Genomic DNA, 23,632 nt, shown 5'->3' with positions numbered 1-23,632 from the left:
TGTGGTCCGCGTGCTGGTCGCCTCCGACAAGTTCAAGGGGTCGCTCACCGCTGCCGAGGTCGCGGCGGCGGTGAGCACCGGGGTCCGCCGGGGGTGTCCCGACGTGGTCGTCGACGCGATCCCGGTCGCCGACGGCGGCGACGGCATCCTGGCGGCGGCCGAGTCCGCCGGGTTCGTCCTCGTCCCGGTCCGCGTGGCCGGTCCGACGGGCGATCCCGTCGAGACCGCGTACGCCCGGCGGGACGACGTCGCGGTCGTCGAGCTCGCCGACGCGTCCGGGTTGGCGCGGCTGCCGGGTGCGCCGGATCCGCTGCGCTCCTCCAGCCTCGGGACCGGACAGGCGATGGCGGCCGCGATCGATGCGGGCTGTCGCCGGATCGTGCTCGGGATCGGAGGCAGCGCCAGCACCGACGGTGGAGCGGGCCTGCTCTGCGGGCTCGGTGCCAGGCTGTTCACCGTTGCCGGGGACCCGGTGGGTCCGGGCGGAGCCGGGCTCGAGGAGGTCGCCCGGATCGAGGTCGACGAGCTGCGGCGGCGCCTCGAAGGGGTCTCGGTCACCGTCGCGTGCGACGTCGACAACCCGCTCACCGGTCCCACGGGTGCGGCCGCGGTCTACGGCCCGCAGAAGGGCGCCGATGCGGACCAGGTCCGACGGCTGGACGCCGCGCTCGGCCGCTGGGCGTCTCTGGTCGCGTCGTTCACCGGGACCGATCTCCGTGATCACCCCGGGACCGGAGCGGCCGGCGGTGTCGGCTTCGCCGCGCTCGCCCTGCTGGGCGCGCAGCTGCGATCGGGCATCGAGCTCGTCCTCGAGCTGGTCGACTTCGCCTCGGCCCTGGACGGTGCGGCCCTCGTCGTCACCGGCGAAGGAGCGCTCGACGAGCAGACGCTCAACGGAAAGGCCCCAGCAGGCGTCGCGGCTGCGGCCGCACGCACCGGTGTCCCGGTCGTGGCGGTCTGCGGGGTCAACCATCTCGACCACGACCGGCTGCGGGCGGCCGGGATCGGTGCTGCGTACGCCTTGGTGGACATCGAGCCTGACCTGGCCCGTTGCCTGAGCGACGGTGCGGTCCTGCTCGAGCAGGTCGCCGAGCGGATCGCCGCCGACCATCTGATCTGGGGGGACGCATGAGCGGGTGGCGGAATGTTCACCGAGGTAACTCGGTGAGCGCTCACCTCCTTCGTGGAGTTCCGCGAGGGGAGCGCATCGAGACCGAGGTACCTCGGTCAGCATCCGAGGAGGACGCATGAGCGCGTGGCGGAATGTTCGCCGAGGTAACTCGGTGAGCCCTCACCTCCCTGGTGGAGCTCCACGAGGGAAGTGCAACCAGACCGAGGTACCTCGGTCAGCATCCGAGGAGGCGGCATGAGACTGCTGAGGGTGGGCACGCCGGGCCAGGAGCGCCCCGCGGCCCTCGACGACCGGGACGTACTGCGTGATCTGTCGGCCGTGGTGCCGGCGATCGACGGCGACCTGCTCGGCGATCCGGAGCGCCTCCGCCTGGTGCGGGACGCGCTCGCGTCGGGACGCCTTCCGGTCATCGCGGACGGCACCCGGATCGGACCACCGATGACAAGGCCGGGCAAGGTCGTGGGGATCGGACTCAACTACGAGGACCACGCGGAGGAGGCCGGGGTCGCGATCCCGGACGAGCCGGTCGTGTTCCTCAAGCCCTCGACCTCGATCGTCGGTCCGTACGACGCGATCGAGCTTCCGCCGGGCTCGACGATGACCGACTACGAGGTCGAGCTGGGTGTGGTGATCGGGCGAAGGCTGTCCCGCTGCCCGGATCCACTACAGGCCCTGGCCGCGGTCGGCGGCTACCTCACCGCCGACGATGTCAGCGAGCGGGCGCGCATCGCCGCGGGTCCGACCTGGGCCAAGGGGAAGTGTGCCGACACCTTCACTCCCATCGGTCCCTGGCTGGTCACGCCCGACGCCGTGAGCGACCCGCAGGCCCTCGGCCTGGAGCTGTGGGTCGACGGCGAGCGGCGACAGTCCGGGGTGACTGCTCGGATGGCCCGAAGCGTCGGCGAGCTCCTCGCCTACCTCAGTACGCTGATGACACTCGAGCCCGGCGACCTGGTGCTGACCGGGACACCTGGCGGGGTCGCAGCGTTGCGACCCGAGCCCCGGCCCTTCCTGCGGGAGGGGCACGTGGTGGAGGCCGAGGTGACCGGTCTCGGTCGCCAGCGGACCCGGGTGGTGGCACTCGAAGAGGCAGTCGATGAGGCGGAGGTGAGGGTGTGACTCGAGATCTCGATGTCGTCATCCGGGCAGCGCGGATGGTGACCCCGGAGGGCGAGACGGCAGGCAGCGTCGGAGTCCGCGACGGGAAGATCGTCGCGGTGGAGCCTGCGGCAACCGGCCTGACCACGGACCGAGTGGTCGAGCTGGCCGACGACGAGGTGCTGATGCCCGGGGTCGTCGATGCCCACGTACACGTCAACGACCCCGGCCGGACCGAATGGGAGGGCTTCGCCTCGGCGACCCGTGCCGCGGCTGCCGGCGGGGTCACCACCATCGTCGACATGCCGCTCAACAGCATCCCGCCGACCTGCGACCTCCCGGCCCTCGACCTCAAGCGCAAGACCGCGGCGAGCCAGGCCTTCGTCGACATCGGCTTCTGGGGCGGCGCCATCCCCGGCAACGTCGCCGAGCTGCGACCCCTGCACGAGGCGGGGGTCTCCGGTTTCAAGTGCTTCCTCCTGCACTCGGGCGTCGACGAGTTCCCGCCCCTCGACGCCAACGAGCTCGAGCTCGCGATGCGCGAGATCGCCTCCTTCGACGGGCTGCTGATCGTCCACGCCGAGGACGCGCACGCGATCGAGCACGCGCCGGAGGCAGCGGGCGGGACGTACGACAGATTCCTGCACAGTCGGCCGCGGGGTGCGGAGAACCTGGCCATCGCCCAGGTCATCGAGCTGGCCCGGTGGACCGGCTGCCGCGTCCACATCCTGCACGTCTCCAGCTCCGACGTGCTCGCGATGCTGGCCTCGGCCCGTCGTGACGGCGTCCCGATCACCGCGGAGACCTGCCCGCACTACCTGACCTTCGCCGCGGAGGAGATCCCCGACGGCGCGACGCAGTACAAGTGCTGCCCGCCGATCCGGGAGGCGGCCAACCGCGAGCTGCTCTGGCAGGGCCTGCGCGACGGGGTCATCGACATGGTCGTCACCGACCACTCGCCCTCCACCCCCGACCTGAAAGCCCTCGACACCGGCGACTTCGGGGTCGCCTGGGGCGGCATCTCCTCGCTCCAGCTCGGCCTGTCGGCGGTCTGGACCGAGGCCAGGGGCCGCGGCTTCAGCCTCGCCGACGTCGCCCGCTGGATGTCCGAGGCGCCGGCCCGCCACGCAGGGTTGAGGACCAAGGGGCAGATCGCGGTCGGCCACGACGCCGACTTCGCCGTCCTCGCGCCCGAGGACTCCTACGTCGTCGATGCCGCGAAGCTCCACCACAAGAACGCCGTCACGCCCTACCACGGCCGGACCCTGGCAGGCGTCGTCCGCCAGACCTGGCTGCGTGGCGAGAAGATCGACATCGAGGCCGCGCCCCAGGGCCGGCTGCTCAGCAGAGTCACCGAAGAAGGAGCCCGACCATGAGCGAACCCCGCTACTACGCCCCGACCGGCGGCCACCCGTCGCAGCGTGAGCTGACCACCGACCGGGCCGTGTTCACCGAGGCGTACGCCGTGCTCCCGCGTGGCACCATGCGCGACATCGTCACCAGCAAGCTCCCCTTCTGGGAGGGCACCCGGCTGTGGGTGATCGCCCGGCCGCTCTCGGGGTTCGCAGAGACCTTCTCGCAGTACATCGTCGAGGTCTCGCCCGGCGGAGGCAGCGACAAGCCCGAGCTCGACCCGGGTGCCGAGGGCGTCCTGTTCGTGGTCGAGGGCGCCCTGACGTTGACCCTCGAGGGCGAGAAGCACGAGCTAGCCCCCGGCGGCTACGCCTTCCTCCCGCCCGGCTCCTCCTGGACCCTGCACAACACCAGCGACCAGGTCGCGCGCTTCCACTGGATCCGCAAGGCCTACCAGGCGGTCGAGGGCATCGAGGTCCCCGAACCGTTCGTCACCAACGAGGTCGACGTACCCGGCGGCGAGATGCCCGGCACCAACGGCGCCTGGAAGACCCAGCGGTTCGTCGACCCCGATGACGTACGCCACGACATGCACGTCAACATCGTCAGCTTCGAGCCGGGCGGCGCGATCCCGTTCCCGGAGACGCACGTGATGGAGCACGGGCTCTACGTCCTGGAGGGCAAGGCCGTCTACCTGCTCAACAAGGACTGGGTGGAGGTGCAGGAGGGCGACTTCATGTGGCTGCGGGCGTTCTGTCCGCAGGCCTGCTACGCCGGCGGACCCGACCGGTTCCGCTACCTGCTCTACAAGGACGTCAACCGCCACGCTCAGCTCAGCCGGCAGTTCACGTGATGCCGGTCGCCGTCGTCACCGGAGCCGGGTCCGGGCTGGGGCGGGTGATCGCGCAGGCGCTGGACGGTGCCGGTTTCCAGGTCGCGCTGCTGGGACGTACGAAGGCATCGCTCGAGGAGACCGCGTCGGTGATGGCGCGGTCCCTCGTGCTGCCGACCGACGTTGCCGATGCCGCCGAGGTGGAGGCTGCGTTCGCCGCGGTCGTGGGGATGTGGGGGCGGGTGGACCTGCTGGTCAACAACGCCGGCACCTTCGGACCGAGCGGCGAGGCCGACGAGATCCCGCCCGAGGAGTTCGCCGCGACGCTCGCCGTCAACGTCACCGGCTCCTTCCTGTGCGCCCGCGAGGCGTTCGCGCAGATGAAACGGCAGGACCCGCGCGGCGGGCGGATCATCAACAACGGCTCGATCTCCGCACATGTCCCGCGCCCGGGCAGCGCGGCCTACACCACCTCCAAGCACGCGATCACCGGCCTCACCCGCGCCCTCGCCCTCGACGGCCGCGCCCACGACATCGCCGTCGGCCAGATCGACATCGGCAACGCGGCCACCGAGATGACCGCCGGCATCGCCGTCGGCGCCCGTCAGGCCGACGGCACCGTACGTCCCGAGCCGACCTTCGACCCGCAGCACGTCGCCGACGCGGTGGTCGCGATGGCCCAGCTCCCGCCCGGCGTCAGCGTCCCCGCGATGACGATCATGGCCACCGGGATGCCGTACGCCGGGCGCGGCTGAACCTGCTGGCCCTCAGGCGACGGCCAGCAGGATCAGGCCGAGTGCCGAGCCGGCGAACACGATGGTGTTGCGGACCTTCTGGAGGGTCCAGGTCCAGTCCGGGAATCCCGCTTCCGCGACCTTCAGCAGGGCCGGGACGTCCACGCCGGCCAGCTCGGGGTCGTTCTTGCGGCGGAAGGCGGCCTGCACGGATCGGGTCGCGGTCAGGTTGCTGTAGACGATGACGCAGTTGCCGAGGAACAGCAACGACAGCACCACCACGTTCACCGGCTGCATCCAGTCGAAACCGGCGAGAGTGAGACCCGCCGCCGTCACCAGTAACGCGGCGATGCCACCAGGTGCCCACCACTCGTGCCCGCTGGCGTCGAACCGCATGCCGTACTCGCGCAGCGCGGTGGTGCGTACGCCCTGGCGGGCGAGCTCGGCCTCGGCGCCGGCCATGGCGTGGGCGCCGTATCGGTGGCGCACGATCGGGATGCTCAGGAAGGCCGCGGCGGCTGCGAGCTCGACGGCGACGATGACTGCGTTCATGGTGGTGCTCCTCCGGTGTGTGGTCGATGGCACCACTGTTCAGCCATGACGCTGCGTCAAGGTCAAGCGGCCGGATGAGATTCGCGTGCTGAAACCCAATCCGAATCGCCGCGGTGGCCGAAGACCGGGTGACGGCGCCGCTGTGCCGTTTCCCCCGCCGACCCAAGGAGCACGATGAGCAGCCCCGACCACGAACGCCGTCGGATCGCCGTGGTGGGCAGCGGTGTCGCCGGTCTGACTGCCGCGTACGTCGCGTCCTTGAACGGTGCGGTGACCCTCTTCGAGGCCGACGACAGGCTCGGTGGCCATGCCGACACCCACCAGGTGACGGCCCCGGACGGGAGCGAGCTGGCGATCGACACCGGGTTCATCGTGCACAACCGGCGTACGTATCCGACGCTGCTCCGGCTCTTCGCCGAGCTCGACGTGCCGACCCAGGTCTCGGAGATGTCGATGTCGGTGCGTTCGCCGGGCGCCGGCGTGGAGTACGCCGGTGCGCGCGGGCTGCGCGGGGTGCTGCCCGACCGCCGCGCGTGGCGACCGGCGCACCTGCGGATGCTCACCGAGATCCCGCGGTTCCACCGGGCCGCCCGGAGGCTGCTCGCCGGCGATGATTCCGACGACCGCACCCTCGAGGCGTTCCTGGACGAGCACGGGTTCACCCCGCACTTCCGCCGTCACTTCATGGCACCGCTGGTCGCCGCGGTGTGGTCCTGCGACCCGGCCACGGCGCTGAGCTACCCGGCTCGCTACCTCTTCGAGTTCCTCAGCCACCACGGGATGCTGCAGATCTTCGGCTCGCCGCGCTGGCGCACGGTCACCGGCGGGTCGGCGACGTACGTCGAGAGGGTCGCCGCCACGATCCGCGACCGCGGCGGCCGGGTGTTGACCTCGACGAAGGTGGTGAACGTGGTCGAGACCGGTGCGGGTGTCGAGATCACCGACGGCAACGGGCGCACCGAGCTCTTCGACGCGGCAGTGCTCGCGACCCATCCGGGACAGTCGCTGGCGATGCTCGGCGAGCCCACGGCGGCCCAGCGGGAGATCCTGGGTGGGTTCCCGTACTCCGCCAACCAGGCTCAGCTGCACACCGACACCAGCCTGCTGCCGGACAGCGAGCACGTCCGGTCCTCGTGGAACTACCTGGAGCGCCCGGGCCGCGGCCAGGTCACGGTCACCTACGACCTGACGCGGTTGATGCGGCTGCCGGCTCCCGGAGGCGTACGTCACCTGGTCACGCTCGGTGGGGCGGACCTGATCGATCCCGAGAAGGTCATCGCCACCATGGAGTACGAGCACCCGCTCTACACCCCGGAATCGGTCGCTGCTCAACAGCGCGCCGACGAGCTGGACTCCGACGCGCTGGTCTTCGCCGGCGCCTGGCGCGGCTGGGGGTTCCACGAGGACGGCGCCCGCTCCGGTGCCCGTGCGGCCGAGCGGCTGGGGCTGTCCTGGACGGCCCCCGCCGAGCGGCCCGACGACGCGACCGGCGTGTATCGCACCACGATCAGCCACACCCGGCGGGGGCCGCTGCGGAACCGGTTCGTGCACCGCTCCCACTGGCAGGTGGTCGATCTGGACCGGTTGCCCGATCACGGGCCCCTCGGCCGCTTCGAGGCCCGCGACCATTTGGGCGACCCCGAGCTCTCGATCCGGGAGAACCTCGCCGCGTTCCTGAAGCTCCACGACATCGACCTGGCCGACGCACGGGTGCTGATGGCGGCTCAGCCGAGGGCCTTCGGGTTCAGCTTCAACCCGATCAGCGTCTACTGGTGCACGGCTGCCTCCGGGGAGCCGCTGGCCACCGTCGTCGAGGTGCACAACACCTACGGCGACCGGCACGCGTACCTCGTCCATCCCGACGATCGGCATCGGGCACAGGTCGCGAAGGCGATGTACGTCTCGCCGTTCCACGGCGTGGACGGCCACTACGACCTCACCGTGCCGCCACCCGACGGGCGACTCCGCGTCGCCGTCCGGCTGACCACCGAGGACGGGTCCGTCTTCGACGCCTCCGTCCGCGGCTCCCGGGTCGAAGGGCGGTTCGGGGACACGCTCCGATCCGCTCCCGCCGCGATTCTCGGCGCGGTCTGGATCCGCATCCACGGCGTAGCACTGTGGCTACGACGCCTGCCGGTCCACAGACGGCCGTTGCACCACCAAGAAGGAGTCCGATGAAGACCATCGAAGCCGCCGCCGCCCAGAGCCTGGCGGGTGAGCGTTGGCCGATGCTGCAGGACGCACCCACGGGTCCGGTGACCAGGGGCGCCGCGGCTGCCGCGGCTGCCGTGTTCCGGGCCGCCACGAAGCGGCTCGGGATCAGCGTGAGCCACGACGGCAGCCCGGCCGACATCGTGCTGCACCGGCCCGAGGAGTTCTACGCCAGGCTCAGCCGGCACGGGCTGATCGGCTTCGGCGAGGCGTACCTGACCGGTGCCTGGGATGCCCCCGAGCTGGGGGAGACCCTGACCGTGCTGTGCCGGGACATCGACGGTCTCATTCCCGGGTGGGCCCAGCGGCTGCGCGGCGTCTACGAGCGGCGCCGCGGCGCGAAGGACGTGAACACGCCGGAGAACGCGCGCGAGCACATCGGCCACCACTACGACCTGTCCAACGACTTCTTCGCGCTCTTCCTGGACCCGACGATGACCTACTCGGCGGGCCTGTTCTCCTCCCTGCCCTCGACGGAGGACCTGGCGCTCGCCCAGCATCGCAAGATCGACCGGATCCTCGACGAGGCGGGAGTCGGCGCGGGCACCCGTCTGCTGGAGATCGGGACCGGCTGGGGCGAGCTCGCCCTGCGGGCCGCCGCCCGGGGCGCCCAGGTCACCTCGGTGACCCTCTCCGTCGAACAGGCCGAGCTGGCCCGGCGCCGGATCGGCGCTGCCGGTCTGGACCATCGGGTGGACGTGGAGCTGCGCGACTACCGGGCCGTGGACGGGACGTACGACGCCGTGGTCTCGGTCGAGATGATCGAGGCGGTCGGCGAACGGTTCTGGCCGGTCTACTTCGCGAAGATCGACGAGGTCCTGGCCCCCGGCGGCACCGCGGTGATCCAGGCGATCACCATGCCGCACGACCGGATGCTCGCGACCCGGAACACCGAGACCTGGATCACCAAGTACATCTTCCCCGGCGGGCTGCTTCCCTCGACCGAGGCGATCACCGGCGTCACCGAGGCGCACACCCGGCTCCGGGTGCGGAGTCGGCTCTCGTTCGGGGCCCACTACGCGGAGACCCTGCGGCGCTGGGACCACGCGCTGTGGGAGCAAGCCGAGGAGGTCCGGGCGCTCGGGTTCGACGAGACGTTCCTGCGGATGTGGCACTTCTACCTGGAGTACTCCAGGGCCGGGTTCGCCGCTCGCTACATCGATGTCCAGCAGCTCACGTTCACCCGGGACGAGACCCCGACCGGCGGGGGAACCGGTCAGGGCCTCGAGCTCTGAGGCGACGATCAGCCGCCGTGCTGCTCGATGATCCGTGCGATCTCGGTGAAGCCGCGGTTGCGGGCGTGCTCGAGCGGGGTCACGCCGTCGCGGTCGGCGATGCTCGGGTCGGCGCCGTTCTCGAGCAGGCTGCGGACGACCCGCTGCCAGCGGTCGGAGCCCTCGCCGAGGATCACGGCCTCCAGGAGGGCGGTCCAGCCGAGGTCGTTGACGTGGTCGATGTCGATCGCGGTCTTCGCGACGCGCTCGACGTAGTCCGCGTGGCCGCGCTCGCTGGCCGGGATGATGGAGAGACCGCCGTAGCGGTTGCGCACCGTCAGGTCCGGGTCGGCGGTGAGCAGCAGCTCGGCCATCGGGACGCTCCCGGTGACACCGGTGACCAGCCAGGGCGTGTCGTGCTGGCCGTCGAGGGCATCCGGGTCGGCACCCAGGTGGACGAGCAGACGGGCCGTGGAGAGGTGGTCGTCGGTGACCGCGAGCAGCAGCGGCGTACGCCGGTTGCCGTCGCGGGCCTCCAGATCGGCGCCGCCCCGGAGGGCCGCCGCGGCCGAGTCCGCGTCACCGCCTGAAGCGGCGCGTAGGAGCTGAGCATCGCCATCGGCGACCTCGGAAGAAGCGGCGCGAAGCGTCGAGACGATCGCGTCGAACCCCCGCTCCTCGGCGTGCTGTAGGGCGGTCTTCCCGTCCCGCCCCGCCTCGATCGAGATGTCCACGCCGGCCGCGACCAGCACCCGCACGGTGTCGGCCGCGTCCGGGCCGTCGTCACCCAGGACGATCGCCTCGTGCAGGGCGGTCCAGCCCAGGTTGTTGACGTGGTCGAGGTCGATCCCGGCCTGCACCAGACGCCCCACGACGTCGGCGTGGCCGCGCTCGGCGGCGCGGATCAGCGCGGTCCCGTCGTAGGAGTCCTTGGCGTTGATCTCGGCGCCGTTGCGAAGCGTCAGGTCGAGCAGGTCGACATAGCCCTCGCTCGCGGCGATGAGGTAGGCGCTCTGCTGGGTGTCGTCCTGGTGGTTCACGTCCGCGCCGGCCTCGACCAGCTCGCGGGCGCGGGCCACGTCGTTGTCCCATGCGGCCTTGATCAGCTGCTCGTTCATGCGCTTCTGCTCCTCGGGGTCGGGGGCGCTGTCCGCTTCCTTCGTCGCGGCGGACGCCGAGCTCGACGAAGAGTTGGACGGAGAGCTCGATGGAGACGGTTCGCCGGTCTCCGACGGCGCCGCGGCGCAGCCTGCCAGAAGTGCGGTCAGCGCCGCGGCGGCCAGCGACCACCGCAGGGGAGAGACGGTCATCGCGGCATCCTGGCGGTGACGATCTCGTACGGCCCCTGCGCGGTCTGCTCGTCGAAGTGGCTGTCGACCAGCAGCATCCGGCCGTTCAGCAGCTTCCCGGTGGTGAGGACGCGGTCAGGGTCGGTGGCGCGCGAGGAGACGTGCTCGGCCGAGGTCGCGGACCGGTTCAGCTCGAGGTGCACGATCTGCTTGTCGAAGTTGCGGATCACCGCGAGGTCGCGACCCTGCCGGATCAGGCCGTCGGCGTTGCGCAGGTTCGCGCCATCGGTGTCGATCTCGCTGACCTCGCCGGTCGCGATCGAGAAGCGCCACAGCTGCCCGGTGTTGCCCTGGGCGACCACGAAGGCGGAGCGGTCCTGGCTCAGCACGATGCCGCCGAGGTTGAAGCCCTCCTGACGGGTGATCAGCGAGCTGCCGTCGGCCCACTCGGTCGCCTCCCAGCCGGAGGAACCCTCGGCGACGCGGATGATCGTGGGGTCGTTGGAGTTGGTGAAGTACGCAGCCCCGTCCGGCCCGATCGCCACATCGTTCAGGAACGCGTCGTTGTCGGGGACGCGGAGAGCGGCCAGCAACTCGCCCGACGAGCTGTAGACCCACAGGTCGGGGCGGTCGTTGCCGGTGCCGTTCGGGCCACCGGCGATGTAGATGCGGCCCTCGTCGTCGACGGTGATGCCACGGGCGGTGTAGCGGCCATCGGTGCCGTCACCGGCCAGCCACTCCTCGGCCTGGGCGCGGTCGGCGGAGCCGCGCTGGATCTCGCCGCCGGTGACCTCGCTGACGTAGAACCTCCCGGACTCCGGGTCCACGCCGATGCCCTCGAACTTCGAGCCGCCCTGGGCCGACGGGTCGCCCTCGAGCAGGTAGCTCGCCGGCCGGCCGTGACCCTCGGCGGCGTTGGCCGCGGTACCCATACCGAGGGCGGTGACGGACAGGGTGGCCGTGGCGGCGATGCCGGCGAGCCCGGCGAGGGCGGCGATTCGGGACGTACGCATGGTGGTTCTCCTCCGGTTGGTCGAGCTGATGCATCAACCATCGCCGTCGAGGAGGGGTCCGGACATCGGGTGACCGGCGACGTCTGGATAGCCGTCCGGCGACACTCCGGATAGCCGATCGGATGATGCCTGGACACCGCGACCGGCCTAGCCTGGAACAACCATGTCGACCGACGCCGCACCCAGCCCTCGAGCCGGTGGGATCCTGGCCGGCCAGTCGCTGCTCGACCGCTGGCTCCACATCTCACTGGTGGTGCTCGTCGTCGCCTCGGTCGCTCGCTATCTGCAGGGCCACGGCCTCGGTGACCAGGCCGAGGTGGTCCTGTCCGGCGCAGCGGTCCTGCTGATCGCGTACGCCGCGGGCCGCCGCCTCACCGGCACGGCCGCGGTCGTGTGGCTGGCCGGCGTGGTCGCCTGCTGGACGGTGCTGGCGCTGATCGCGCCCTCGTTCTCGTGGGCGGCGGTGCCGCTGGTCTTCCTGGCGCTGCGGATCCTGCCGTTCAGGTGGGCGGTGGCCGCCACGGTGTTCCTGGTCGCGGTGGTCGCGGTCGCCTGGAGCCGGATGACCGGCCTGGCCGACCCGACCGTCCTCCTCGGACCGGTCTGCGTGGCCGTGCTCGCGGTGACCGCCTACCGCGCTCTCGAGCGCGACGCGGTCACCCGGCGCGCGCTCCTCGCAGACCTCGAGGCGGCCCAGGACGAGGTCGCCGACGCCGAGCGCCGAGCCGGTGTCGTGGCCGAGCGCGCGCGCCTGAGCCGGGAGATCCACGACAGCGTCGCCCAGGGCCTGACCAGCATCAACCTGCTGCTCCAGGCGGCCGACCAGGAGTGGTCCTCGCGCCCGGACGACGCTCGTGACCACGTCGACCAGGCGGCCACGATGGCCCGCTCCTCGCTCGACGAGGCCCGTCGGGTCGTACGCGACCTCGCCCCCACCGAGCTGACCGGTGGATCGGCGCTGGTCACCGCCGTACGCCAGGTCGCCGACGACGTCGCCGCCACCACCGGGCTCAGCGTCCCGGTCCACGTCCACGGCGACCCGCACGAGGTCGGCGGACGCGTGGCGACGGCCGTCGTCCGCACCCTGCGCGGCGCCCTCGCCAACGTCGCCGAGCACGCCGGCGCGACCACGGCGGTCGTCTCCCTCACGTTCCACGAGGGCGCGGTCGCCCTGGACGTACGCGACGACGGAGCAGGGTTCGAGCCCGCCCGGCTGAAGGAGTCCGACGGGCTGCGCGGACACGGCCTGGCCGGAATGCGGGCTCGCGCCCGCCTGCTGGGTGGAGACTTGGTCATCGAGAGCGCCCCCGGTGAGGGCACGGTGCTCGCGGCCTCGTTCGCGGCCGGACAGACAGCATCTCAGGGGGAGGAACGTCGTGGCTGAGCAACGCATCCGGGTGGTGCTGGTGGACGACCATCCGGTCGTCCGGGCAGGCGTACGCGCCCTGGTGGACGCCCAGGACGACCTCGACGTGGTCGGCGAGGCGGCCGACTCGGCCCAGGCCGTCGCGGTCGTCGGCGAGACGACGCCGGACGTGGTGCTGATGGACCTCAGCCTCGGCGACGGACCGGGTGGCGCGGAGACCACCCGGCTGGTCCGCGAGCTGCCGTCGCCGCCGCAGGTGCTGGTGCTGACGACCTATGACACCGAGGCCGACGTGCTCGAGGCCGTCGACGCCGGCGCGGCGGGCTACCTGCTCAAGGACGCACCGCCCGACGAGCTGTTCCGCGCCATCCGCGGCACCGCACGAGGTGAGACCGTGCTGGCACCCTCGGTCGCGACCCGGCTGCTGCAGCGCGCCGCCTCGCCGACGCCGAAGGTGAGTCCGCGCGAGGTCGAGATCCTGCGGCTGCTCGCCAAGGGCCTGGGCAACAAGGAGATGGCCCGCGAGCTGCTGGTCAGCGAGGCGACGGTCAAGTCCCACCTCTCCCACATCTACACCAAGCTCGGCGTCGACACCCGGGCCGGCGCCGTCGCCACGGCCATCGAACGCCGCATCCTGCGACCCTGACCGTTCGAGGGACTCAGCAGGTCGCGAGAAGCATCGGCTCCAGCAGGAGGCCGAGGTCGTAGGGCGGCTCGGTGGCACCGGTGTAGTCGCGGCCGGTCCAGGCGAGGGTGACCTGACGCTCGCCGTCGCGCGAGCTCCAGTTGATCGACTGGGTGCCGAAGTGGGCGCCGTCGTGACCGTAGAGGTATTCGCCCTCCGTGCACGGGTCGGCGACGCGATAGATGCCCAGCCCGTATTCGGGGTCGGCGCTGCCCGCGCGAGGCGGGAGCATGGCGTCGACCGAGGCCGGTGAGACCAGCTCACCGGTCAGCAGCGCCTCGTTGAAAGAGGCCAGGTCACGGGTGGTGCTGGTCGCGGCGCCGGAGGCGTGGAAGACGCTCGGGTCCAGGTCGGTCAGCGGCCGCCATCCGGTCTGGTCGATCTTGGCCGCACCCTCGAGGAACGGTCCGCGGTTGTGCGAGGTCTTCGGGTAGTCGGTGCGGAGCATCCCGGCCGGCCAGAAGATGCGCCGGTGGAGCAGGTCGTCGAGATCCTGGCCGGTCTCCTTCTCGAGCATGACGCCGAGGGCGACGTAGCCGTAGTTGGAGTAGGAGAAGTCGGTGCCCGGCTCGAAGAGCCAGGGGACCGAGCGCATCGCGGTCAGGTGCTCGGCCTCGGTGTAGTGCTGACCGACGGCGTCGATGAACTGCTCCAGCGAGTTGGGGTCCTCGATGCGGGTCAGCAGCAGCTCTTCGGGGCCGCGCGGAGCCCCGGAGCGGTGGCTGAGCAGGTGCTCGATCGTGACGCCGGCAGGAAAGATCCCGGGCAGTACGTCCTCGGCCGGGGTGTCCAGTCTCCAGGTGCCGCGCTCGACCTCCTGCATGACCAGGGTCGCGATCATCGTCTTGGTGTTGCTGGCGACGTGGAACCTGTCGAAGGCCCGGACGTTGCGCTCGGTGCCCGCCTCGCGTACGCCGCCTGCCCCCGTCCAGGTCAGACCCGGAGCCTCGACCCGGGCAGTGACGCCGAGGGCGCCGTCGGCGATGACCGCGTCGACGGCACGGTCGAGCTCGGCGGTAGCCGGAGTCGACGACCGGGCCTTGAACCCCTGGTGCTTGGCCGCTGCCCGCTCGGCGATCGCGGTCGCCTCCCGGGTCAGCGCGGTCGGGTCCGGGGCAACGGCCGCGGGCCCGCGACCAGGATCGGGATCGGGGTCAGGCTGGGCGTACGCGGCCGGCACGGCCGTCAGAGGTAGAAGCACCGCGGCGATCGCTGCGGTGCCCGTGCGGACGAGGGTCCGAGACATGGCTGCTCCTGTCGTCGTTGACGTTTCGCAGCCATCGTTCCGGGCCCGGACGTACGCCCACATCAGCCTCGAGTCGGAGATCGAGGCCGCCGGGGTCAGTCTCGGAGCTGACGCCGCAGGGCGCGGGCGGCCTTGCCCTTGCGGGAGAAGAGGTCGCGGCGCTCGGCGGCGGTCATCGCGGCCAGCTTCTCGACGACCGAGGACGGGAAGCCGGCGACCTCGGGGGACTCGCTGGTGGGCACGGTGGTGTGCACGACCGGGGCACCGGGGACGCCACCGGCGCCTTCGTCGTAGAGGTGGACCAGCGAGATCGCCTGGTGGCCGGCGACCGCCGAGGAGAACCGGTCGGCGGTCGCGGGGGCGGCGGCGAAGCAGCTCGCGGAGGCGACCGAGACCGGGATGCCGGCGAAGGTGGTGTTGGTCGAGTAGTGCAGGTGACCGGCCAGGATGGCGCGTACGTCGCTGCCCGCCAGCACCGGGGCGAGCCGGTCCTGGCCGTCGAGCTCGATGATCGAGCTGGCCTCGTTGAGCGGGAGCGGCACCGGCGGGTGGTGCATCGTCAGCAGGGTGCCGTGAGGCGCGGGCTCCTTCAGCACCCCGGCCAGCCACTCGAGCTGTGAGTCGTCGATGTCGCCGTGGTGCCAGCCGGGCACGGTGCTGTCCAGGGCGATGATCCGCAGCCCGTCCACTTCGTGGACCCGGTCCTGAGGCTCCTCCGACGCCGACCCGAAGAGCACCTCGGAGTAGACCTCGCGTTCGTCGTGGTTGCCCATCACCCAGACGATCTCCGCGCCGAACTCCGCAGCGACCGGCTCCACCTGCTCGCGAAGACGTACGTAGGCACCGCGCTCGCCCAGGTCGGCGAGGTCGCCGGTGAAGACGATCGCCTGCGGCGGCGTGGGCATCCCGCGCAGCCGCGTCAGGGCCCGCTCGAACCCGGGCGCGGGGTCCACCTTGCCGTAGATGCGCCGCTCGTCCCCGGCGTAGAGATGGGTGTCGGAGAGGTGGGCGATGGTGTGGCGCGGGGCCGGATACTGACCGAACTGCACGGACTCACACTAGCTGCGTCGGACCAGGCTCAGGGCCACCCCGACCAGCGCGGCGGCCGCCCCACAGCCGACGGCGAACCATGGCAGGCTCGTCGGGATGCCGAGGTGCACGGTGATGCCGAGGATGCGCGAGAGCCCCCAGGGGATGAGCGCCATCTGGTCGTTCCAGATCGTCAGGGCACGCTCGGTGCCCAACAAGGCGACGCCCATGCCGCCGATGACGACAGGCGCACCGGCCGCGATCAGGACGTTGCCGACGGCTCGGCGACGGGTGAACCCGTACGCACTCCGCAGAGCCAGCGCCGTGGCGACGAACAGCAGGCCGAATCCGGCGAACGCGACGGTGATGTAGAGCGTCCGAGGGCCCGGCTCGGTCCAGAAGAGGAACCAGTAGCGCCCCGGTCCGCGGTTGGCGAGGGCGGCCGTCAGGATCACCGACCTGACCAGGACGATCCCGCCGATGACCGCCCAGAGCGCGAAGGGGTCGCGACGCCCGATCAGGAGCCGTAGCGTCAACGCGAACAGCAACCAGGCGCCCAGCGTGACGACGAGATGCGCAGGCGCCGCGAACCACGTCAGCGTCGCCCGGCCGAGAACCAGCACCACGAGGGGTAGGACCAGGACCGCCGTCCGCTCCCAGCGTCGCGGCGGTACCTCCCGCAACGCCCGGCCCAACCGCCACGGCCGAGTCACCGCGATCCGCAGCGGCCTGACCAGGATCAGCCCGGCCAGGGCGAGCACGAGCAGCCCACGCGCGAGCCAGGCCATCGCCGGATCCCGGTCGGCCCGCGTCGCGCCGATGTCGGCGGCGGTGAACTGGAAGGCGGGGTGGGCCTGGTCGTCGCCGTAGGTCGCCACGTGAGACGCGCGGGACTTCTCGAACGCCGCCCGTGCCGACTGCCATCGTTCGCGCGCGTCCGACGAGCCGGTGTCGAGCCATTCGACGTGGTACATCGTCATCGCGCGGTAGTCGCTGAGGACCCGGAACAGGTTGATCTCGTAGTCGATCGAGGCCAGGAGATCCGTACGCAGCGCCGGATCGCGCCAGGTCGACGGATCGGTCCCGGCGATGATCCGCCGCATCGACTCGGCCGTCTCGATCGCGTCCCGGCCGCCTTCGGCCGCCTCGTCGAGGCGGTCCTTGCTGATCGCGTAGACGCTGCTGAGGACGGCCGTGTCCCCAGTGACGATGTCCCACTCGAACAGCCAGGTCTGGGGCGGGATCTCGAGCCCGAGCGCGCGCACCTGGTTCTCGGCGAACGGCGGGATGTAGAGCCCGCCGAGCACCGCCTCGCGCGAGAGCGCCATCGCCTCCCCGATCGCCCGCACCGTGGCCGGGTCCGAGCTGAACGTCTCGCGCGCCCAGTCGGCGGTGATCTCGCCCGGATCGGCCGAGGTGTCCCAGGCGAGCCGGGATGCTGCGTACGAGTTCAGGTCCCACAGCTGCCAGAGGCCCTCGCGGAGGTAGAGGGTCCGTGGCCCGGCGTGGATCGGGCCGCCGTCCTGGTTCCAGGTCCACACCCCCTCGATGTCGGGATTCGTCCTGACCAGGTGGGTCAGGGCCGCCGAGTAGGCGGCGGTGAGGTCGTTCGGGAGCGCCCCGAACCCCTCGAACTCGCGCCGGCTCTGCATCTCGACGAGGCGCCGATGGCCGCCGACCTCGAGGGTCGGGTTGAGCGGGAGGAACGAGTAGAAGTCGCCGGCGACGTGCTTCGTCGAGACGATCAGCGCATCGCTGTGCACGTCACCGAGAACCTCCTCGTACGAGGCGGGGTTGGTGTGCAGGTCGCCGACCGCGCCGACGCCGACGCTCCAGGTCCGGAAGATGATCTCTCGATCCTGGCGCTCGGCGACGGTCGTGAACGCGTCGAGCATCGCCTTGACCGCCGTGGGCGTCGTGACCGCGATCTGCGACCAGTAGTCCCAGCCGGGCAGCTGGTAGATCCGGCCGCCCTCGCCGATGCGGATCATCAGCCCGTCGACGTAGGGCATCTCGGCGAGGAGCTCCTCGAGCCCGGCGGCGTAGATGTCCCAGAGCTCGGGGTCCTCGGCGTCGAGATCGTGCTCGTCGAGGTAGCGCTGGAGCGGCGTGGACAGGGCGAGCATGTCGGTACCGAGGTAGACCCTCATCCCGGCATCGTGGGCGTACCGCCACATCGAGCCGAAGTGCTCGCGCATCGCGAGCGCCCTGCCGACGTGCGGATCCTCGGCGGTCGGGTAGATCTCGTCGCCGTCCCCGAAGCGGTCGAACGTGACGTACTCGAGGAATCCGGGCATGACGATGCCGTTGTAGCCCCGGGCGAGCTGATGATCGACGTACGTCCGGAACTGCTCGGCGTCCTCGGCGAGCGCCTCGGTGTCGACGAACGGTGCGTCCGAGAGGATCGCGTCGGCGAACTGGCCGCTGTTGTGCGAGTACTCCTCGCCCGTACGCCAGTCGGCGGCCGTCCCGGGAACGCCGGCCGCGCCCTTGTCGACGAGGCGCAGCGGAAGGTCCGGCTGCTGCACCTCGCCGTCCTCGCCGGGCGTGAGGAGCGGGCGGGCCGTGCGTACTCGGTCGGCCAGCTGGAAGAGCCCGGCTGCCGCGCCCGCCGCGTCGGCGGCCTCGAGCTGGATGTCGGGGCCGTCGCTCGTGGCCCGGTAGGCCTCAGGCCCGGCGCCCTCGCCGAGGTCGGTCCCGGTCGTCACGGACAGCGTGCCCTCGGCCTCGGCTCCGGAGCCGTCGACCGCCTTCTGGAATGCCGCGGCCGCGTGCCGGACCCGGGGACTCGCGCCCTCGGCCAGCTGTACCCGGCCGACGGTGGGTGCGGTCGCCGTCCGTGCCAGTGCGACGCTCGCCGTCTCGGGCGCTGCCGCGACCGGCTCGGCGCTGATCCCGAGGAAGCCGGAGACCTGCGTGGCGAGCACGAAACCGACCGCCAGCAGGAGGACGAGCGAGGCGATCAGGATCGCCGGTGCCCGTCGAGCACGCGTTCTCACGCGTGGATCGTAGGGGACGGTTGGATGTTGGCGGGCAGCTTCCAAGAGGCGCTTGGAAGTTCCCGTCAACTTCCAACTCAAATGATCTCTGAGTGGTAAGTTGACCGGTCATGGATCCGGAGAGGTACGACGCTCCGCAGTTCGGCAGGGCGACCCGTGAGCCGGGGAACAAGTGGGCCTACTGGTACTACCGACCCGCCCACATCCCGCGTGACCTGGCGTTACAGCCACTCACCGTGAAGGCGCTCTCGGACGCCGACGCCGCGCTGGGGCGCCTCCAGGGAGTGAGTGCGCTGATCCAGGATCCCGAGCTGCTGATCGGGCCCTACCTGACCCAGGAGGCGGTCGCCTCCTCCCGGATCGAGGGCACCCAGACCTCCCTGGAGGAGGTCCTCCAGGACGAGGTCAGCGGTCAGGCGACCAGGAGCGAGGACGTCGCCGAGGTGAAGGCCTACCTCGCCGCGACCCGCCAGGGCTTCGAGCTCATCAAGAGCTGGCCGCTCAGCCAACGGCTCGTCCTCGAGCTCCACAAGACCCTCCTCACCGGCGTCCGGGGGCACGAGCGCCACCCCGGTGAGTTCCGGCGGATGCCGGTCTGGGTCGGGTCGCCGACCGACGACCCCACGACCGCCGCGTACGTCCCGCCCCTCCCGCCCGACCTGCCCGAGCTGATCGCCGACTGGGAGGCGTACGTCAACGTCCCCGACCTCAGCCCGACGCTGGTGCGGTGCGCGCTGATGCACTACCAGTTCGAGACGATCCACCCGTTCCTCGACGGCAACGGGCGCATCGGGCGGCTGCTGATCAACCTCATGCTGATGGAGGAGGGGCGGATGTCCACGCCGCTGCTCTATCTCTCGGGCTACATCGAGGCCCATCGCCAGACCTACTACCAGCGGCTGCAGAGCGTCCGGGAGCGGGGCGAGATGCAGGAGTGGCTGCAGTTCTTCCTCACCGCGGTGCGTCGCTCGGCCGAGGACGCCAGCACCAGGTCCGAGCGTCTGGTCGCGCTCCGGGAGAGCTATCTCGACGAGGCCGCCACCTCGCGCGCCAACCTGTCCGGGCTGGTCACGCTGCTGTTCGCCAACCCCTACCTGACCGTCAAGCGCGTCCAGGACGCGACCGGCCTGACCAACCAGGGTGCGCGCAACCTGATCCAGGACGCCGAGCGGCGCGGGTGGATCGAGGCCGCCGGCCGGTCGGGCCGCGGCGGCCGCCACTACTGGATCGCCAGAGCGGTGATGGACGTGATCGAGGAGCCGTTGGCGTACGACTGAGCCTGACCGAAAACGTGCAGGTGGCCCTGAGTGTGCACGTGTGCACGCCCAGGGCCACCTGTGTGACGTTGCCGAGCAGATCGGTAGGGGGTGATCACTCAGCTCTGGTCAGCTGGCTCAGAAACCGCCGAGAGGAGCCATCGGGTTCGGGACCGCGCCGACCGGGAGGCCGTCGAGAGCCGCGTTGTCCATCGGGAGCAGGAACGAGACCTGGTCCAGCTCGCTGTCGGACAGCTCGGACGGCATGGCGCCGCCCATGATCTTGTCCATCACGATGCCGGGCGCACCGACGTAGGCGCCGGAGACGACCAGAGCGGCACCGTTGCCGACCTGGTGCGCGCCGCCGTCCCAGTTCACCCAGGCCTTCTTCTGCGCGGGGCTCAGCTCGTCGCCGGTGGCACCCATCAGGATGAGGCCCGGGGCGCCGACCCAGGCGCCGCTGACCATGCGAGCGGCGCCGCCGGTGGCCTGGCCGGCGCCACAGATGAAGCTGGCCCAGGCCTTCTGGCTCGAGGGCGAGAGGTCCGAGGCGCCGGAGGAGTTCTCCGCGATGCACTCGGCCTCGGTGCGGTTGTGGTGGGTGCCGTCGGCTGCGTTGGCGGTACCCGTGGTCAGTGCGAGTGCGACACCCGAGAAGGCGGCGACGGCCGCGGCGCGGCGGAGCAGCCCTGTCTTCATGTTCATTTCGTACCTTTCATCGATCAATTCGAATTGAAACATCACGCACGGACGCGACCCCCGGATCGATAACGCGAGTATCGATACGTTCGCGTCCGGGAAGTGATGCTAAGAGGACCAACGTTCATCACGGCATGTCGACACGGCTGTTTTCATGTCAACTAGTGACGAATGAAATGTAATGACGTAATTTTCGCCAACCTGCAACGTTCTTGTCTGAACGTGCGTAAATGCGCAGATGGCCCGGTCGTGCACGCGGGCACGACCAGGGCCATCTGGGGGACGGCGCCGATCGGATCGTGGTGGGAGCTACGGTCGGTCGGCGGTCGTCATGTCGACGCTCAGAGGGACCCGAACGGAGCCATCGGGTTCGGGATCTGGTCGGTGGCGACACCGTCGAGCGCCGGGCTGTCCTGCGGGATGAGGAACGAGACCTGCTCGAGCTCGGCCGGCGACAGGTCGCTGGGGGTCGCCCCGCCCGCGATCTGGTCCAGGATGATGCCCGGCGCGCCGACGTAGGCACCCGCGACCATCATCGCGGCACCCTCGCCGATCTTCTGCCCGCCCTCGTCCCAGTTAGCCCAGGCCGCAGCCTGCTCCGGGGTGATCGGGGAGCCGGTGGCGCCGGCGAGGATCAGGCCAGGAGCGCCGACCCAGGCACCGCTGACCATCTGGGCAGCGCCGCCGGTGATGTACGAGCCGCCGAGGATGAAGTCCTCCCAGGCCTTCTGGCTCGAGGGCGAGAGGTCCGACGTCGCGGTGCTGACGGCAGTGGTGGTGTCAGCGGTGACCGGAGCGGCCTCGGCTCCTCCCATGGTCAGTGCGAAGGCGACACCCGAGAAGGCGGCGACGGCCGCGGCGCGGCGGAGCAGCCCTGTCTTCTTGCTCATTTCATACCTTTCGTCGTCAATTCGAATTGAGCGCAACGCGGTCTATGAGTCGACAACTCTCGCTTCGACACGTCCACGTGCGCTCCACGACGCTAGGGATACTCAGTGGCTGGAGGTTCCTGCGACACGGCATGGTGGTTACCAAGTCAAGGTAAACGTTCCATACCGCCCGGTAATACGATGCCCGGTTGGGTTATTCGCTTCTCGGAGTGCGCCGAGCACGCTAGATTGCCGCGTCCTCTTCTCGGGACCCCCACTCAGAAGGCCTCGATGAGCTCGGCAACGTACGCACCCGTGATCGCTGATTCCGGTCGGCCGAGGAACGGCGGCAGGGTCGTCCTGTCGGTGTTCCTCGGCCTGCTCGGCGCACCACTCCTTCTTGTCGGAGCAGGCCTGGCGATCGCCGCCGGGCCCGACGACGTCGTGATGGGCAAGGAGACCCCGATCGAGCAGGGTGCGGCGTACTCCACTCCGGAGGCGTTCGCCTTCGACCGGCTCCCGGTCACCGTACGCGTGGAGGCGCTGGGGGAGTCGTACGTCGGCGTCGGCAACCCGGTCGACGTGCTCGACGTCGTCCAGGGCACGAACGCCGTCGAGATCGCCAAGACCCCGCTGACCAGGGTCAGCGGCGCGGCCGGTTCGGGGAAGGAGGTGCCGGATGCCTCGCAGGCGCCGTGGTGGCACGAGAAGGTGTCGGGCTCCGGCACCCAGGAGCTGAACGTGACGCTCACCGGGGAGCCGGTCTCGTTCCTGGCCGCGAGCCGCGACGGTTCGCCGATCAAGCTCGCCTTCGGATACCGGCTCGACGGGATCTTCATGGTCGCGCTGAGCATCGCCGGCTTCGGTGCGCTGCTGCTGGTCGGCGCGGTCGTCCTGTTGCTGACCGGGAAGCGTGAGCGCCCGGACGAGTGGCAGCCGCCGCTTCCGCAGGTCTCGTACGTCCACCCTGCCCACCCCGCCGGCCATCTGGCGCAGCCGGCTCGGCCCGTCGTGACGGGACCCGCCCTGGTCCGCCCGCCCGCGCCCCGTCCGCCGGCGGGCGGGCTCTACCGTCGCCTGGGGGTGGCGGCGGGCATCGGCCTGCTGACGTTCTCGCTCGCCGGATGCTCGATACCCGCCGCCGTCGAGCCCGAGCAGGCGAGCAAGGTCTCGTTGCCGAGCGACGACGTCGGCGTTGTGATGCGGGACTGGAACGCGCGCAGCAACAAGGCCATCAGAGCCAACGGACGCGGGAAGTGGAAGGTCGAGGCGTGGGACCAGGCCGCGACCGGCCCCATGCTCGCCATGTTCCAGGCCGCGACGGTCGCGGCCGAGGCCACCGGCTACAAGCAGCGCTCGCGCACCTTCAACGCGCATGCGGGCCGGGTCTGGTCGGTGCGACTCGGCGAGTATCCGATGTGGGCCATCGTGGAGCTCAACGGCGGCGACCGGAGGTCTCCGCTGGCGGTCTACGAGCAGCAGGACGCCCTCTCGCCCTGGAAGCACCGTGGCGAGGTCAAGGTCAAGGCGAGTGCCATCCCCAGCGAGGTCGAGGGCGCCGCTCCGGTCTCCGCTGCGGACGCGAAGCGGGTCCAAGACGTCGCCGACGAGATCGACGCGTACCTCGGCAAGCCCCAGAGAGTCGAGGGCCTCGCCGGGTTCAAGAAGCTCCGGGCGCCGCGGCGCGAGATGGACGCGTACGTCGCGGAGATGGGTGTGGACACGGTCAAGACGACGGTGGAGCCGTTCGACGAGACCGGACCTCGGATGGTGCAGACGTCCGAGGGCGTGTTCGCGATGCTGGAGTTCACCGTCGACAGCATCGTCGGCGGCCAGGGAACCGAGTGGGAGTGGAACCCGCCCTTCGACCAGTTCCGCAGCCAGGCGGGCAAGAACCTGTCGATCCGGACAGCGGTGATGGTCGCGGTGCTGGTGCCGAAGGACGGCGACCCGTCGGTCCTCGGGGTCGAGTACGGCGAGATCATGGGCGCGAAGGTGAAGGGCTGACCCTCAGGGTTCACCCGCTGATCGCGCGCTGCTCGCGTCGACGGCAGA

19 protein-coding genes are annotated in these 23,632 nt (G+C 70.8%); 11 read left to right on the top strand and 8 right to left on the bottom strand.

Annotated features, from left to right (window positions below; translation table 11 throughout):
- Position 1: 1 nt before the first annotated feature.
- The 5 genes from BLT25_RS05280 (at position 2) to BLT25_RS05260 (ending at position 5,170) form a co-directional block, all read left to right on the top strand.
- Positions 2–1,132, top strand: coding sequence for a glycerate kinase (locus tag BLT25_RS05280; protein ID WP_091042891.1), 1,131 nt, complete (start codon positions 2–4; stop codon positions 1,130–1,132).
- A 234-nt stretch (positions 1,133–1,366) separates the two neighbouring features.
- Entirely contained in the window at positions 1,367–2,251 is an 885-nt protein-coding gene (locus BLT25_RS05275) for a fumarylacetoacetate hydrolase family protein (protein ID WP_091042888.1), read from the top strand.
- On the top strand, positions 2,248–3,606 hold the full coding sequence (gene allB / locus BLT25_RS05270) for an allantoinase AllB (RefSeq protein ID WP_091042885.1): 1,359 nt from the start codon (positions 2,248–2,250) through the stop codon (positions 3,604–3,606). The genes BLT25_RS05275 and allB overlap by 4 nt, the downstream gene beginning before the upstream one ends.
- Positions 3,603–4,436 carry a bifunctional allantoicase/(S)-ureidoglycine aminohydrolase gene (locus tag BLT25_RS05265; RefSeq protein WP_091042882.1) on the top strand — a complete coding sequence of 278 codons (834 nt, stop codon included), beginning with the start codon at positions 3,603–3,605 and terminating at the stop codon, positions 4,434–4,436. The genes allB and BLT25_RS05265 overlap by 4 nt, the downstream gene beginning before the upstream one ends.
- Positions 4,436–5,170, top strand: coding sequence for an SDR family oxidoreductase (locus BLT25_RS05260; RefSeq protein ID WP_091042879.1), 735 nt, complete (start codon positions 4,436–4,438; stop codon positions 5,168–5,170). Before BLT25_RS05265 ends, BLT25_RS05260 begins: the two co-directional genes overlap by 1 nt.
- A 12-nt stretch (positions 5,171–5,182) precedes the next feature.
- On the opposite strand, the gene BLT25_RS05255 is transcribed toward BLT25_RS05260, so the two are convergent.
- On the bottom strand, positions 5,183–5,701 hold the full coding sequence (locus BLT25_RS05255) for a hypothetical protein (RefSeq protein ID WP_091042876.1): 519 nt from the start codon (positions 5,699–5,701) through the stop codon (positions 5,183–5,185).
- Between the two features lie 174 nt (positions 5,702–5,875).
- Between BLT25_RS05255 and BLT25_RS05250 the strand changes: the two genes are divergently transcribed.
- Both BLT25_RS05250 and BLT25_RS05245 read left to right on the top strand, forming a co-directional pair.
- Positions 5,876–7,879, top strand: a complete 2,004-nt coding sequence (locus BLT25_RS05250) for an FAD-dependent oxidoreductase (RefSeq protein WP_091042874.1) — start codon at positions 5,876–5,878, stop codon at positions 7,877–7,879.
- On the top strand, positions 7,876–9,147 hold the full coding sequence (locus tag BLT25_RS05245) for an SAM-dependent methyltransferase (RefSeq protein WP_091042872.1): 1,272 nt from the start codon (positions 7,876–7,878) through the stop codon (positions 9,145–9,147). The genes BLT25_RS05250 and BLT25_RS05245 overlap by 4 nt, the downstream gene beginning before the upstream one ends.
- An 8-nt stretch (positions 9,148–9,155) precedes the next feature.
- Here BLT25_RS05245 and BLT25_RS05240 read toward each other — a convergent pair whose 3' ends face one another.
- The gene (locus BLT25_RS05240) at positions 9,156–10,436 is read right to left on the bottom strand and encodes an ankyrin repeat domain-containing protein (protein ID WP_091042870.1); all 1,281 of its coding nucleotides are present in this window, start codon (positions 10,434–10,436) and stop codon (positions 9,156–9,158) included.
- A complete protein-coding gene (locus tag BLT25_RS05235; RefSeq protein ID WP_091042867.1) occupies positions 10,433–11,428 on the bottom strand; it encodes an SMP-30/gluconolactonase/LRE family protein in 996 nt (331 codons plus the stop codon). The genes BLT25_RS05240 and BLT25_RS05235 overlap by 4 nt, the downstream gene beginning before the upstream one ends.
- A 163-nt stretch (positions 11,429–11,591) precedes the next feature.
- Here BLT25_RS05235 and BLT25_RS05230 point away from each other — a divergent pair, with 163 nt between their 5' ends.
- Both BLT25_RS05230 and BLT25_RS05225 read left to right on the top strand, forming a co-directional pair.
- Positions 11,592–12,812 carry a sensor histidine kinase gene (locus BLT25_RS05230; protein WP_091042864.1) on the top strand — a complete coding sequence of 407 codons (1,221 nt, stop codon included), beginning with the start codon at positions 11,592–11,594 and terminating at the stop codon, positions 12,810–12,812.
- Positions 12,805–13,440 (top strand): response regulator, encoded by a 636-nt coding sequence (locus BLT25_RS05225; protein ID WP_091042862.1) that lies wholly within the window; start codon positions 12,805–12,807, stop codon positions 13,438–13,440. Before BLT25_RS05230 ends, BLT25_RS05225 begins: the two co-directional genes overlap by 8 nt.
- A 13-nt stretch (positions 13,441–13,453) precedes the next feature.
- Here BLT25_RS05225 and BLT25_RS05220 read toward each other — a convergent pair whose 3' ends face one another.
- The 3 genes from BLT25_RS05220 to BLT25_RS05210 all read right to left on the bottom strand — a co-directional run bounded on the left by BLT25_RS05220 (position 13,454) and on the right by BLT25_RS05210 (position 18,753).
- The gene (locus BLT25_RS05220; protein WP_176883639.1) at positions 13,454–14,725 is read right to left on the bottom strand and encodes a serine hydrolase domain-containing protein; all 1,272 of its coding nucleotides are present in this window, start codon (positions 14,723–14,725) and stop codon (positions 13,454–13,456) included.
- A gap of 95 nt (positions 14,726–14,820) precedes the next feature.
- A complete protein-coding gene (locus BLT25_RS05215) occupies positions 14,821–15,774 on the bottom strand; it encodes a metallophosphoesterase (RefSeq protein WP_091042856.1) in 954 nt (317 codons plus the stop codon).
- A 9-nt stretch (positions 15,775–15,783) separates the two neighbouring features.
- A complete protein-coding gene (locus tag BLT25_RS05210; RefSeq protein ID WP_091042854.1) occupies positions 15,784–18,753 on the bottom strand; it encodes a hypothetical protein in 2,970 nt (989 codons plus the stop codon).
- A 110-nt stretch (positions 18,754–18,863) separates the two neighbouring features.
- Here BLT25_RS05210 and BLT25_RS05205 point away from each other — a divergent pair, with 110 nt between their 5' ends.
- Positions 18,864–20,030 (top strand): Fic family protein, encoded by a 1,167-nt coding sequence (locus BLT25_RS05205; RefSeq protein WP_091042852.1) that lies wholly within the window; start codon positions 18,864–18,866, stop codon positions 20,028–20,030.
- Between the two features lie 117 nt (positions 20,031–20,147).
- Here the strand turns inward: BLT25_RS05205 and BLT25_RS05200 are convergent, their stop codons facing one another.
- Positions 20,148–20,714, bottom strand: coding sequence for a type III effector (locus tag BLT25_RS05200; RefSeq protein WP_256328463.1), 567 nt, complete (start codon positions 20,712–20,714; stop codon positions 20,148–20,150).
- Between the two features lie 335 nt (positions 20,715–21,049).
- On the bottom strand, positions 21,050–21,598 hold the full coding sequence (locus BLT25_RS05195) for a type III effector (RefSeq protein ID WP_091042847.1): 549 nt from the start codon (positions 21,596–21,598) through the stop codon (positions 21,050–21,052).
- 270 nt (positions 21,599–21,868) lie between these two features.
- On the opposite strand from BLT25_RS05195, the gene BLT25_RS05190 reads away from it, so the two are divergent.
- The gene (locus tag BLT25_RS05190) at positions 21,869–23,584 is read left to right on the top strand and encodes a hypothetical protein (RefSeq protein ID WP_143033639.1); all 1,716 of its coding nucleotides are present in this window, start codon (positions 21,869–21,871) and stop codon (positions 23,582–23,584) included.
- Positions 23,585–23,632: the final 48 nt, after the last annotated feature.

This window comes from Nocardioides sp. YR527 (assembly GCF_900101045.1).
Lineage (GTDB): Bacteria > Actinomycetota > Actinomycetes > Propionibacteriales > Nocardioidaceae > Nocardioides.
This window is presented reverse-complemented; position numbering and strand designations above follow the sequence as displayed.